The 13,285-nt window shown below is 46.4% G+C and carries 10 protein-coding genes; 4 read left to right on the top strand and 6 right to left on the bottom strand.

The annotated features are described in order from the left end of the window. Positions 1-524: 524 nt before the first annotated feature. The 4 genes from IT291_02180 to IT291_02165 all read right to left on the bottom strand — a co-directional run bounded on the left by IT291_02180 (position 525) and on the right by IT291_02165 (position 3,695). Positions 525-794, bottom strand: a complete 270-nt coding sequence (locus tag IT291_02180; protein MCC6220029.1) for a 30S ribosomal protein S20 — start codon at positions 792-794, stop codon at positions 525-527. A 115-nt stretch (positions 795-909) separates the two neighbouring features. Further along, a complete protein-coding gene (gene mazG / locus IT291_02175) occupies positions 910-1,770 on the bottom strand; it encodes a nucleoside triphosphate pyrophosphohydrolase (protein ID MCC6220028.1) in 861 nt (286 codons plus the stop codon). A 76-nt stretch (positions 1,771-1,846) separates the two neighbouring features. Next, entirely contained in the window at positions 1,847-2,440 is a 594-nt protein-coding gene (locus IT291_02170) for a CPBP family intramembrane metalloprotease (protein MCC6220027.1), read from the bottom strand. After that, complete coding sequence (locus IT291_02165; protein MCC6220026.1) at positions 2,433-3,695, bottom strand: hypothetical protein; 1,263 nt, start codon at positions 3,693-3,695, stop codon at positions 2,433-2,435. Before IT291_02165 ends, IT291_02170 begins: the two co-directional genes overlap by 8 nt. 231 nt (positions 3,696-3,926) lie before the next feature. Here IT291_02165 and IT291_02160 point away from each other — a divergent pair, with 231 nt between their 5' ends. The 4 genes from IT291_02160 to IT291_02145 are packed head-to-tail and all read left to right on the top strand — an operon-like array spanning position 3,927 to position 9,464. Beyond that, positions 3,927-5,432, top strand: coding sequence for a hypothetical protein (locus tag IT291_02160; protein MCC6220025.1), 1,506 nt, complete (start codon positions 3,927-3,929; stop codon positions 5,430-5,432). Continuing rightward, on the top strand, positions 5,329-6,963 hold the full coding sequence (locus IT291_02155) for a hypothetical protein (protein ID MCC6220024.1): 1,635 nt from the start codon (positions 5,329-5,331) through the stop codon (positions 6,961-6,963). The genes IT291_02160 and IT291_02155 overlap by 104 nt, the downstream gene beginning before the upstream one ends. 7 nt (positions 6,964-6,970) lie before the next feature. Then, a complete protein-coding gene (locus tag IT291_02150; protein MCC6220023.1) occupies positions 6,971-8,047 on the top strand; it encodes a M42 family metallopeptidase in 1,077 nt (358 codons plus the stop codon). Between the two features lie 4 nt (positions 8,048-8,051). Then, positions 8,052-9,464 (top strand): amidophosphoribosyltransferase, encoded by a 1,413-nt coding sequence (locus IT291_02145; protein ID MCC6220022.1) that lies wholly within the window; start codon positions 8,052-8,054, stop codon positions 9,462-9,464. Here IT291_02145 and IT291_02140 read toward each other — a convergent pair. Continuing rightward, the gene (locus IT291_02140) at positions 9,451-12,396 is read right to left on the bottom strand and encodes a type IV secretory system conjugative DNA transfer family protein (protein ID MCC6220021.1); all 2,946 of its coding nucleotides are present in this window, start codon (positions 12,394-12,396) and stop codon (positions 9,451-9,453) included. The two genes, IT291_02145 and IT291_02140, sit on opposite strands and share 14 nt — an antisense overlap. 195 nt (positions 12,397-12,591) lie before the next feature. After that, on the bottom strand, positions 12,592-13,209 hold the full coding sequence (locus IT291_02135; protein ID MCC6220020.1) for a hypothetical protein: 618 nt from the start codon (positions 13,207-13,209) through the stop codon (positions 12,592-12,594). Between the last annotated feature and the right edge of the window lie 76 nt (positions 13,210-13,285).

Below are 13,285 nucleotides of genomic sequence, written 5' to 3'. Positions count from 1 at the left end.
TCCCTCTTTACTCAGTTCATACACAATAGCGCAGACGTCGAGATCAACGAAAACCAAGTTCAAGTGAGCCTGAAGAAAAAACGCACCCTGCCTGCACTCTTAACAGCCATGGCACAAACCAATCAGATACCTATACCCTGGTTGGGAAACAGACAGCTAGTCTTCTCAGGCGCTTCTCGCTCATAGCTTTTTAGGGTTCTAACTTTGCCGTGAAAATCGGTGTAAATGGTATAAACCTGGAAAGCCGTTATCTCTCCTTTCGTGAGATACTCTTTTGATCTCTGGAGTTATTATCGAAAATTTTTGCAACGAGGTTCCGATTATTTCAAGTTAAGGATCTTAGCGATTCGAAAGTCTATGTGATTTTAGTATGTTAGGATGAGGCACTTTAAGTAAGTTATATTAGCCCACAGGCTCCGAGGGTAAGTTTTTGGGCTGCGCTGGCTCTTTTGGATGTTACAAATGGGCGTGTCGTCCGTGTATTGGTCGACACGCCCAAAAATTAAGCAATCGGGGAATTGGCCTTATGCCGACTTAACTGAAGCTACATACTGACTTAGTCGAGAAATGTTGCGCTGGGCATTGGCCTTGTGAATAATGCCTTTGCTAGCTGCGCTGTCTAATAGGGAGTTAGCCTTAACAAATAATTTATTCGCTTCTGACAAATTACCGCTCTCAGCTAAGGCGCGAACCTTTTTTATAGTGGTTCGAATTGTCGCCTTGGCAACTCGATTTCGCTCTCGCCTTTTTAAACTCTGTTTATGACGCTTTACCGCAGATTTATGTGTGGCCATTTCCTATCCAAAAAATTATGTAACTATCAACTAATAATATAACGATAAAGAGCGCAAATATTAGCAAAATTCATAGAAAAGTAAAGTAATTGATGCAGTCCGATGATGTCACAAATTACGCACTGCCTAGCTCGGTTTTTGCTTTTTGCCAAGCCTTTTCGAGGTCCTCTGAGCCAAGTGAGGCAATTTTCTCGCCTAGCTCGGCTTCCATCTTGCGAAATCGGGCGATAAAGCGCCTTATGCAGCTTCGCAAACAGTCTTCCGCGCTTAAGTCTAGCCAACGCGAGAGTTGGCAGAGCGAAAACAAGACGTCCCCGATCTCGTGCTCTATGGCATCTCGGTTAAATCCACGCTTAGACTCACCCTCATTGGACAAGTAGCCAACTTCGCACTCTAGCTCAGAAATCTCTTCCTTAACTTTTTCAAATACCTGGCTAACGTTCTTCCAATCGAAGCTCACACGAGCTGCCTTTTCGCCCAAACGTTCGGCCTGAAGGAGCGCGGGTAAGGCAGATGGAACGCCAGAAAGCAACGAAGGAGTCTCTGGAAAATTGTCCTCTGAGGACGTATTCAAACCTTTGGCTTGCTCTGTGCGCTCCTTGTATTTAATTTGCTCCCAGTTCTTTACAACTTCATTTGCATCGCTAACGGACACATTGCCAAAAACATGAGGATGGCGCCGCAGCATTTTCTCGGAGACGCTTGAAATTACGTCGCCAATCGAAAATGCACCGCGCTGCTCTGCTATCCGAGCATGAAGCACTACCTGAAGCAAAACGTCACCAAGCTCTTGGCAAAGCTCCTTGTCGTCTCCTCCGTCCACGGCATCTATCATTTCGTATGCTTCCTCCACGATATAAGGCCGCAAACTTTCATGCGTTTGCTTCAAGTCCCAAGGGCATCCCCCCTGCGGGTCTCTTAAACGAGCAATGATATTGACAAACTTATTAAATAAAATACCTGTTTCTTCACTCATGGTAGTTGCATAGCAAAAGCGAAAGTTTTAGGCAAAAGGGCAGTGCTGGAAAACGAGAGTTCAAATTGCTGGTACGCTATCGAATATTGCTGTTAGGCGAAGGTTTTTCGTAAAAATATCGCAGGTAAAGTATGGCTACGAAGTCATAAACAACATGCACGATGATGGGCGTCCAAATTGATTGGCTAAAGAGGTAGATGAAACCAAAATAAAAGCCAATTAGCAAGTAAAGTGCGGCGATAAATAAATAATGTTTTACGGCTGAACCAAAATGAAGAATCGCAAAAGCTGCGCTCGCAATCACTATGCCAAACTCAGTTTGAAGTATCCCGCGGCAAAACATTTCCTCGCCAAAGCCAGCTAGGGCGGATACTATGAAAGCTGAACCGATGTCGAGCTTGTCTGCCAAGGGTTTTGCAATTTCGTCCTTAAACTCTTGGCATTTGAGAATTGCCTCCCATTTACTGCTTTCTTTGGCGAAAAATATTGCATTTAAAAGAAAAAGCGGAAAACATAACAAGACGCCATACGCAATATATACGTAGTCAAACCTGTTAAACAAAATAAGTTGTCTATGCTTCGCCCAAATTAGCGAAACGAAAATCAAAGCACCTTCAATTAAGAAAGTAGCAATTAGTAAGTTTCTCCTATCTAATGTTATCCTACTCACAGCTAACTGCCTCGCTATTTGCTCCTCTGTTTAAAACTTCTAGGCCAATACTGTTTGCCGCATTCTCTAGCGCAAAAATCCAATGCCCATCAACTTGCTTCTCGTTAATAACTTGCGCCGAACAAGTAAGCTCGTTCAGCACTGAAATAGAGTGCGGTGCACCCTTCGACAAGTCGCTAAAAGTGAAGCTAAGCGTTAGCTTTAGGACATTCGCGTTGTTTTTAGCTTCCAAGAGTTCTATGTTCTCGATGTTACTTTCGAGCTCTACTACGCGTAAGTTGCGTCCTAACCAAGTTGGAGACCTGGCGCTTGCGGAAACGACCGTGTGGCCATCAGCGGTAAAGCCAGAGTGGAGACCTCGTTGGACCAAACGAGAAATTTCTTGCTCCGAGAAGGGGGGCAAATGTGTGAAGCCGTAACTGGAAGAAAGGCTGGATTTAATTTTACTTGGCAAAGCCGGATTTATCTCGGGTGGCGAAATTAGAAATATTTCATCTTTAGAAGCCTTAGCCTCATTGAGAATAGAATTATCGCTTGTTTCGCCTTGTCCATAAATCTGACTTCTTGGAGAGTGATAGAAGTAACGGGCATGGTAGCCGTCTAAACCCTCGCCCATGGTTTTCTTTATGGCCTCCTTTGCAAGGTGGCTAAGGATAGGTGCCTGCCCCTTATTTCTAAAAGTATTATGCTGCATCGCAGTTATGCTAGTGCTGGAACTAAAACTCAAGGTGCCGTTGTGAGCTCGATTTGGCATGAAAAAATCCAACCTCAAGGAACCCCTTATATCGATGTTTCTAAGGAGCAGCAAATCGTAAACATTTAGGCTAAAGGTAGGAAGCATTGGCATAATTATCCATTCAGGCCTAACAAGGGCTGCCGCTCGTTTCATGTCGCGCGCGTTAGCCAAAAAGACATTCCAGCCCCTTGTTTCGAGCTCCTCAATTGCATTTTCCATCACGTAGCTATTAGTTCCATGAGCAAAAAAAAGCCGAGTAAGAGGAATAATGCCGAAGACGTATTGATGCCCGAAATATTCTACTTCCTTAGGCTTAAGAGTGGTGTTTGGCGAATCGTGGAGATTTGGCTGTAAGAGGAGAACGCGCGGATTTCCTTGGCTTTTTGCCGCGAGATCGCGATGCCTAGAAAAGCTAAATCCAGCGCTAGCGATCCGCCCGCCTCGGCCGCCACTTGGAACCCTTTGCTGCGTTAGCGGGGCAAAATGCTCGGGAATACCCATAGCAAAGCACGAGCTCATGCTAAGTGCTAAAAATAACGAAAGAATTAGCACTCTTATCAAGTTTGAATGCCGATATATCGCTAGCATATTAAGTGTAATTTATAGTAGAATGCGACATTATATTATTAAATTTATTTCATTATACGGTATATCAGTTCTATTTGAGGAACCAAAACTCATAACAGCAGTAAGGGTATGATTTGGCAACTGAGGCCTTTTAGGTTTAAGCATATTGGGTGTTAGCCGCTAATGACTGACGTGTCTAGCCATATAGTTAATATAAGTGTGGATATCGATGCTACTAATGATAACGGTGGGGTGTTCTGGAAGTCATACATTAGAGATGGTAAATTTTCTGAGGCGTTAAGCCTAATCGATCGCTCTCTAGTAGACGATCCACATTGCATTGAAACTAGGCTTTGGTGGGTATATTGCCAACTTGGCGTTGGCGGTCTTCCTCTAAGTGCATTAAGCGCGCCGCTTGAAGAAATCATGCCGCAGTTAGAAGGAGAAAAAAAACTAGCCAGGTTAAGTGCAAGCGTCTTTTCTAAACTCGGAGCTGGACTAGTAAAGCGCGAGCAGTGGCGTCTTGCCGTTGTGATGCTAGGTCGCGCAAGTCGTTTCTTGGAGGCTGACGATGGGGCTAGCTCAAGTGAACGGGTGGCGTTGGCGAGGCTTTTTTCCAAGGCTATCAGTTGCGAGCTAGAGCGCGCAGAAGATCGCCGTGGAAACAAGTCCTATATAGATGAGCTTAAGAAAAAGCTTTCTGATGTTAACGAGCGTCTTAGCCGTTTGGAAAAGCTGTGTGCAAATGGCCATCTGGAGAGTCCTGCTAAGGAGCTTGAAATGGCGTCTCCAATCACCTCCACGTCGCCTGAACTTTTTCCGAACGCCGAGCGCACAAAACCACATCTCGTTGCCTATCTAGTTATATTTGTCTTGTTGTTGGCGCTAGTCGGCGGTGGCGTTGCAGTAACGCAATATCGGCAAGCCAAAAAGGTTGCAGCCTTTAATGCAGCGATAGCTGTTGCCGCGAGCAAGCTCGCGAGGGCGGAGGTCGCTATGCCACTCGTAGCGCGCCATGGTGAGGTAATGGATGATAACTCGGAACTCGAATCGGTTCGCGATCGCCTGAATAACCTGGCCGAGCGACTAAAAGTTGATGTTAGCGAGACATCGTTAAAGGATGGACAGTCCGTCGAGCCATTGGCAACCGCACAAGCTGTTGACAAGGAATTGATGCGTCCAGAACCAACCGATGCCGAAAAAGGCGATTCGCCTACAGGGGCATTGAAGTCGCCTAAGGAGACGAGTGGTCGAGATTCAGCAAGATTGGAGGACGTGCCAGAGCTTAGCCTAGAAGAACTAAGGACAACAAAGTCAGAGGATCTGGGCATGGTCAATAATGGAGAGTCCTCTTCGCGCTATGTGCGCGGTCCCGATGGTCGGTTGTATGGGCCAGCTTTGGAGGGGGGAGAAAGGACGAGCGCGGGCGGTGCTTCTGAACTTCCGAAAACGCTCGACGGATCAGAGTTGAAAGCTTATAATGTAGAGCGATTTGAGCCGCCTCTTGTATATAGGACTATAGTGGAGACAAGAGTAATTGAGGCTCCTTCGTCACTTGGAGCTGTAATTGCAGAATTGAGGCGAGATGCGAAAGTTCAAGTTATTGCAAGAATGGGGCATTGGCTTGAAGTCCGCTCAGTGCAGGGGAAGCGGGGATATATTTACGCACAGGATGCTGTTCGCGAATAGGGGTGGAGAATTTTTCTTTTGCTACATGCCTCGCGCTAAATTGCGATTTGTTTTGTTTCCTATTTGTCTTCATACTGCTTTTTTTTGGAATGTCGCCCTTGCCGAAGCGCCGCCAGCTAGCACATTTTCAAGTTCGAGTGTCAGTTCGGATTTGGGAGGTAAATCAGATGCAGAGAATTCGGTACCAAAGGACGAAAGTGTTTTGCCACTAGATGTTTGGGTTCCTACCCCAGCTTTAAGCGGAAGTAGCTCTTCAGAAACCTCGTCAAAACGGCCTAGCTCTCGTGAATACGTCATAGTAGAAGATGAGTTCGATAACGTTGGCAAGCCAGACCCAACGGAACCAATAGCAGTTTACCATCACAAGAGTAAGTACTATCCGTCAAAGAAGAATCAGCTGAGATTAAAAAAAGCGTTAGCAAAGCAGAAAAGTCGAGTTCGTCGCTACCTGCGGCAGCGGGCTTTAGAGACCCCCGGTGGCGGGCGAGGTGAGGCTGAAGTTCGAATTTGTAGCCTAAACTTTCATTACTATGGGAAAAAGGCACAAATGCGTAAGCTGTTAAGAAAGCCGTTGGAGGACTATGCTCAGCGCGAAAAGAGCTTTATATCGGCAATCGACACAGCTAAGTGTCATGTCGTGGCAGTGCAAGGCATTTTGGCGTTTGACAGAAAGTCAGCAAAAAGTGCATTGTCGCGGCTTGCTAGTAAGTTAATGGTAGATGATGCGCATAAGTGGGTATCTTTTGTTGGCAATGTGGAGTTTCAGTCTATTCGAAATGGCTTTTTATTGAGAGAGCCTGCTGTGGAATTTGTCTCTCTCGTTTCGCATACTGATAAGCTGCTGCCACAATTTGACTCCTTTAAGGAAAAGAAGTTTCTTAGAGCCCCTACTGAGTTAGTCGTTCGCGTGAAAGCTAATGGCAATGGCAAACCACGGCTTATTTCATTAATTTCAGCGGAGTTCGAATCGCGAATCCAAGGTAGAAAGACCGATACCGAGGAATTCCGTATGCAATTTGCCGATGGCATGCGGCAGTTAATGCTTCAGCGGCATAGAGAGTTAGGATTGAGTGGGGAGTCGGTTGAGGTGGTTGGGTTGTTTGACAGAGCTAGTAAGAGGCACAGCCCATCTTCTCAGATTCTCGGTGGTAGTATTTCGCTTAAGGATTTTAGAGCATCGGATGGGTCGTGTAGCTTAGGCGAGAAAGGCGAGGTCATCTGTGAAAATCGCCCAAGAGATCCAGCTAGTATTGTTGGGTTATTTTCTTCGAATTTGAAATCGCTTCATTATTTGCAGGTGTCAAAAGGTGTTATAAAACAGCCTGCTTTATTTGGGGAGGAAAATAGGCGATATCGCAGGCGCATGATTCGAGAGGCGAATCGCTTGGAGGCAGATGTTTACATGTTGCCTAGAAGTTTAAATATTGCGTGGGAGAGAGAGAATATTGCTGGACGTTATGCCATTGGTTCCGTAAAAGTGTTAAATGGCATAGAATACAGTCCGTTACTTTGGGTTGAGTTGAATTGGTAGGTACATGATGAAAAAAAATTCTTTTGATTTTTTGGTTGAGCTTTTAGAGACACCTTCAGTCTCAGGATTTGAGACTGAAATTCAGAAAGTTATTAAGAAGCGGGTAAAGAGCTTCGCCGATCGCGTTGAGGTGGATGTTCATGGCAATTTAATTGCGGTTGTTAATCCCGGGGGTAAGTTTAAAGTGATGCTTGCCGGGCACTGTGATCAAATTGGGATGATGGTCACTCATATCGATGAGCACGGTTACCTTTATTTTCGTCAGGTTGGCGGGATAGATCCGTCTGTGGTTCCGGGCTCGAAGGTAATAATTCACACACACGGTGGGCCGCTCGTAGGAGTTATCGGTCATAAACCGGTTCATCTTTTAACCCAAGCTGAGCGTGGACAAAAGGTTGAATTGTCGAAGTTGTGGATAGATATAGGGGTTAGTACGAGCGAAGAGGCAAAAAAGCTAGTAACCATTGGCGATCCGGTAACGTATGCATTGGGAGTGGAGAAGCTACAAAATCACGTCATCGCCTCGCCAGGGCTTGACGATAGAGTGGGGGCGTTTGTGGTGATGGAAACGCTTAGGCTCTATGCTGGTGCAGAGAAATCCAAAAAGGACAAGGATATTGCGGTCTATGCGGTTAGCACTGTGCAGGAGGAGCTCGGCCTTCGCGGTGCTAAGACGTCTTGTTACAATATAGATCCCCAAGTAGGTATTGCAGTGGATGTGACCCATGCGTCAGATAACCCTGCGGTTGATGCTAAGGAAATAGGAACAGTTAAGTTGGGCGAAGGGCCGACAATAGCGCGCGGTGCTAACATAAACCCGATTCTCGAAAGTCTGTTGCGCAGTGTCGCCAAAAAGAAAAAACTCAAATACCAACCATTGGGCTCGCCGGCGGCTACTGGCACGGACGCAAATGTAATGCAGATATCGAGAAGTGGCGTAGCTACTGCCTTAATTGGACTCCCAAATCGCTATATGCACACTCAGGTAGAACTTGTCGATTTGCGCGACTTAGAAGTAGCATCCGATTTATTGTCTAGCACAATTTTAGAAATGCGAGCAGATCAGAGTTTTATTCCCCAATAGGTGAATGCGCTATATGGCTTATGTTTCGGAAGGTTTTCGCGACAAGTGTGCAGTAATTGGCGTAAGCGGACATGGGGAGGCTGCTAAATATTGTTATTTAGGGCTTTATGCCTTGCAGCATAGGGGGCAAGAGGGTGCAGGGATAGTGGCGAGCCATGGAGGGCGCTTTTCTGTGCACCGTGGGACTGGTCTGGTAGCGGATGTTTTTGACGAAGCTAGACTAAGCAAGCTTTTAGGTAGTTTCGCGGTTGGCCATACTCGTTATGCGACATTTGGGGGCAAGGATTGGCAGAATCTACAGCCCTTGGTCGCTAGTTCGAGTCGGGAGTCAGTTGCGGTTGCCCATAATGGAAATCTTGTGAATGCCCGAGAGTTGCGGCTACAGCTAGAAGATAATGGGGCTATATTTTCAACCACATCTGATACGGAAGTCATATTGCACCTGCTTGCCCATGTGGATCGCAATAAATCATTTAGCGAAAGGCTGGCGCTTGCACTTAGGCAGGTGAAAGGCGCGTACTCCTTAGCGATATTAGTAGGAGATGATCTATATGCGGTTCGAGACCCGCATGGCGTTAGGCCATTAGTGCTTGGAAGCATGAGTTCTGGCTATGTCGTAGCTTCGGAGACTTGCGCATTCGATCTAATTGGTGCAACTTTTGTGCGAGATATTGAGCCAGGTGAGATTGTGAAAATCACCCCTGAGGGCAAGTTAGAAAGTAGTCGTTTTGCAGCTCCGGATAGAGCCTTCTGTATATTTGAGTACATTTACTTCGCACGGCCAGATTCTAATCTCGAGGGGCGAAATGTCTACCTTGTGCGCAAGAACTTGGGCGCGGAGCTTGCGCGAGAAAGTCCGGCACAGGCGGACGTGGTAATTCCGGTGCCAGATTCAGGTGTGCCTGCGGCTATGGGCTATGCAGAAGAGCTAGGCGTGCCACTAGAGTTTGGATTGATTCGCAACCACTATGTAGGGCGAACCTTTATTGAGCCACAACAATCCATTCGCGATTTTGGCGTGAAGGTGAAATTGAATGCCAATACTGCGCTTTTAGCCGGCAAGAGAGTTGTCGTTGTAGATGATTCGATTGTTCGTGGAACGACTAGCAAAAAGATCGTTTCAATGTTGCGCCAAGCTGGGGCCAAGGAAGTGCACATGCGCATATCTTCCCCGCCTACAACAGGTCCCTGCCACTACGGGATAGACACGCCCTCGCGGGCGGAGCTAATAGCGTCGCGTAATAGCGTAGAAGAAATTGCTAAATACGTCGGTGCCGATTCACTTAGTTATCTAAGTATAGAGGGAATGTATCGTGCCGTTGGTAAGAACGCCACTAGTCGGCACTTTTGTGATGCATGTTTTAGCGCAAATTACCGACTTGGCGAGCCTGCGCAAGAGAGCACTAAGATGCTTTAGGCAAGCCATAATTAGTGCCTAAATTGATTAAGTGCTCTAAATCCTCTTTGCTGATTAACGAATCTTCTTTGGCCATAGTAATTAAGGCGGTAAAGTCCTTTTCCAATCCCTGTTTTAGAAAGTGTTCACCCATCTCGAAGTAGGATGCCAGGTGCAGTTTCTTGGCGGCAGCCTCGCCAGCAAAGAGATGCTCGGCCCTGTTTTCAGTTTGTTCGTTATCCTCTTCCTCGAATCTAGCCTGGTCAATTGCTTCATCCATTGCAGCATTGTTGTGGTAAGCGTCTTCTTCTATATAATCGCTCAAGGAGGAGATGTCTGTATCTTCAGTTTCGGCCTCTTCAGATAAAGTGCTTGAATTCATAGAATAATTGCCGTTAATACCATCGTCTACGTCGTCGGCAATATTATTATCCTCTTCCTCCCCAAAATTTTCTCGCTCCGATCCATTATCGCTTTCAAGCACAGTGTCTTCATCGTCTGCGAATGTCTGCCAATCGTCAACAATATCATCCTTATCCCTGCTGATAGAGCGATTAGCTTGCTCTTCACGTGTCTCATCCGAAGGCCGTTCTCGTTTTGGTTCAACTTCTCGCTCTCGTTCCCTGTTTTTGGCACGACGCCTTCGTTCGGCTTCTTCCTCGTCCCTTTTTACATCAATATGGAGCAACACATCATCAATCGAACTAGTGTTGATACTGGCATATGTATCGAAAAACTCTTCTATGGTTGCATCTCTTTTATGTAAATCGCGGCAGAGCTTAATTATGGGGATGACGTTGCTTTCGTTAGCTTTCTCGAATGTTTCCCACCACTGTCTCGCTGAACTACTGGCCCTTGCCCAGCCCACTCGTTCCTTTAGGGAATTAAGCAGGCGAGCGTCCATGTGTGCAAGAATTTCGGGTATTTTGTTTTTGCCGCTCTTTACCAAGGCATCGAAGAAATCGTTAATCTTTACTTCTCTATTTTGCAGTTCCTTAGTTAGCGTTAACACCATGTTTAAATTGTCGCCGTTAGCTTCTTCAAATGACTTCCACCAATCCTTTGCCGCGGTCGAGGTGGTTGACCAGCCAATCTTTTTCTTAACTGATTCCAATTCGCTGCGAATCTCAGCCGTGTTAGTGCTAGTGGTGCGTTCGTCATCTTTCCCCGCAGCATCAGGCGTTGTGAGAGGACTTTCATGTGCAGAGTCATTATCTACAGACTCTAGTGGCTGCTGTCGCAAGGAAAATTCGCCTTCTTGCTCACTCGTGGCAAGGTGTTTAGACATTTCGGGGATTTTATAAAACGGTATTAGATGGCCCTGAAATACTGGCGTGTTTGGCATGAAGAACGTCGCTGCATTATCGACTGGGCGTCCAATCTCATCAGGTGTTAATACGGCGCGCTGTTGGACCTGTTCTTGGAGGCCAGTATTCTTGCTAGCAAAAGTGTCGATGATGCGTCGATTATGCCCTTGAGAGCCGACGTTAAATCGCACCGTCATAGTTCCGGTTTCTTTAGACGCCCATTCGGAGTCCTGGAAGTCGAGAGCTGGCATTAGTATCTTAGTGTTAAAGCCGGCAAGAACGGGGTCGGCTTCTTTATCGTAGTTCGATTTAATTTGGGCTATTGATTGAATTGCAGCAACTATGCTCACATTGCGCGACCGCAAGGTGTTAAGCTTTACGTGAATATCTGGCAATCGGCCCAAGGCGCTAGCAAACTCGTCGATTACCAAGCCCACAGGGCGCGGGAGTGTTTGCTTGGGCATTTGTTCGGCTCGTTTGGTCAAGAATCGTAAAACTTCTATCACAAGAACGTTTGCCATTGGGCGAAGCATTTCCAGTTCACTTTCGCGAAGTTCGATAATAAATAGGCTAGGGTGTTGTATGAGATCCTCGAGGTTTAGCTCGTCCATGAATGTCGTACTGCGGATTGCACTTAAGTCCCAGGCCGCTAGTCTCATGCCTAGTTCAGACATGATCGTATCGGCATTTTGCGAGCCATTGCGTGCAAGTTCTACAAACGTGCGAGTGTTTCTAATAGCCTCTGGACGAGCTTCTAGCCAGTCGCAAAGGTTTTTTATTCCGCAATGAGTCAACTCGTGGACGCGAGGCATGGAAAGGCGCTCGTTTGGATCTCTTAGGAGCCCCACCATCATTGCGTTAAGCAGTTGCAGGGCATTGTTTCTAAAAAATGGCGTGTCTGCTTTTGAGTTTGGATTGTCAGTTGCCATCATTAAAGTGTTAGCAATTAGCTTGGCGTCCGTGTCGTCCTCGACTTTAGCCAAGATATTCCAACTGAGGCTTCTCAACTTATCTAGTGGATTAAAGAGAAGAATCTTTTTTTGTGGATTATACTTCGCTGTCATGCCAGCTAGCTTTGACCACATTTCGGGTTTGGAATCGAGAACGATTGTAGAGCGAACGGGACACATGCAATCGTTGTATAAAACGGGAAGGATTAGTTTGCTGGTTTTTCCGCCACCAGTTTTTGCAATAATTAGCACATGGCGGTTTCGTTCCTCTCTCGGTATGACGAGTTGGCCTTTCTTTAGGAGAATCCCGTCAGCGCCTTTTAGATCGCTAACGTAGAGGCAAGTGTCCTGTTCGCCGGTCTTGGTAATCCAGCGCCTTACGTGCTCCAACCTAGCTAAGTCGCCAGAGCCTAACTCGTTGCTCCGCGATCTGTTCGGGCGACCAGCGCTGCTTTTATTTTTCTTAAGGCTGTTTGAAGTGGATTTTAAAACAATAACAGCAATTGCGATAGCGGCTATTAGCCCAATTACGATGCCCTTTAGAATTCGCTTGCCAAGCAAATCCTTAAAATTCGTTAGGTGGCTGCTGCTAGAAATAGCGGTGATTTGTTTATAATAAACAATATATATACCTGCTACGATGACTACAGCTACTGCCACCAAGGCCGCTATCAACAGGGCTTTTCGTTGCCGCATAAGACTATTCTCTCTAAGACAAGCGATTTAGTTACACAAGCCCCTGCGCTACTGAGTTAGGGCTTCTACCAAAATCTATCTAAAACAACATGCGTTTACGCCTGTAAAATTGTATTCGCGCAGTGGACCTCGGCTAGAATGGGCGTTCTCATGCCGACTACACCAGCGTCTCAGATAAGTTATTCCAAAACTGGACTATACTGTGACATGAAAAGAAGATTTCGCGGCTTTGTTATCTTTTAGTTCCTTCTTTGCATCGGCTTCAAGTTTATTAGCCTGAGCTGCTGCCGCTTTATCGGCTGCAGACGGATCGCTAGGTGCTAGGGCCGCGCGGCGGATAGTTCTGGCTTTTTCTATTGTTTTTTCAGGAGACTCTTCTTTGGAGGCGTCTATCGGAACTTCGCCGGAGACGGCATACGATTTTCCGTCAGGGCCTACGTCGTAACTAAATTTTGCGCCGCCAGCTCTATGTGCTCCCAGGGCAGCAAGGTGAGCTTGCTCGTGAAGGCGCACTTCCTGATCGCGTTTTTTTAGCTTTTCGAGTTCCTGGCGTTCATGCTCATCTAATTTTGTATCTTTGCTGGCAGCAGATTGCTGCTTAGTGCGGGAAGTTGTTTTAGCTTCTTCGCTCTCCGTGCTATTCCTGCTTCTCAGTGACTGCTTTTCTAGCGACTTTGAGCTGATGCGAACAATAGCCGCGTCTTCGTTGTTATTTTTCGAACTCCCAGGCTCCTCCGCAATAGAGGACTTTCTTTCGATTAAACCCACCCGCGAACGCTCTAAAGGAGCGTAAATTTCCTCTATCTTAGCCACAAACCTAGCTCCTTAAGATTCCAATAGCCGTCAGCTTGAGAATCAAACCAAATGAAATCAAGCGAAAAAACGCCTA

This window comes from Deltaproteobacteria bacterium (assembly GCA_020845775.1).
Classification (GTDB): Bacteria; Bdellovibrionota_C; UBA2361; order SZUA-149; family JADLFC01; genus JADLFC01.
The sequence above is the reverse complement of the archived record's forward strand: the minus strand, read 5'-3'. Positions and strand labels throughout refer to the sequence as shown.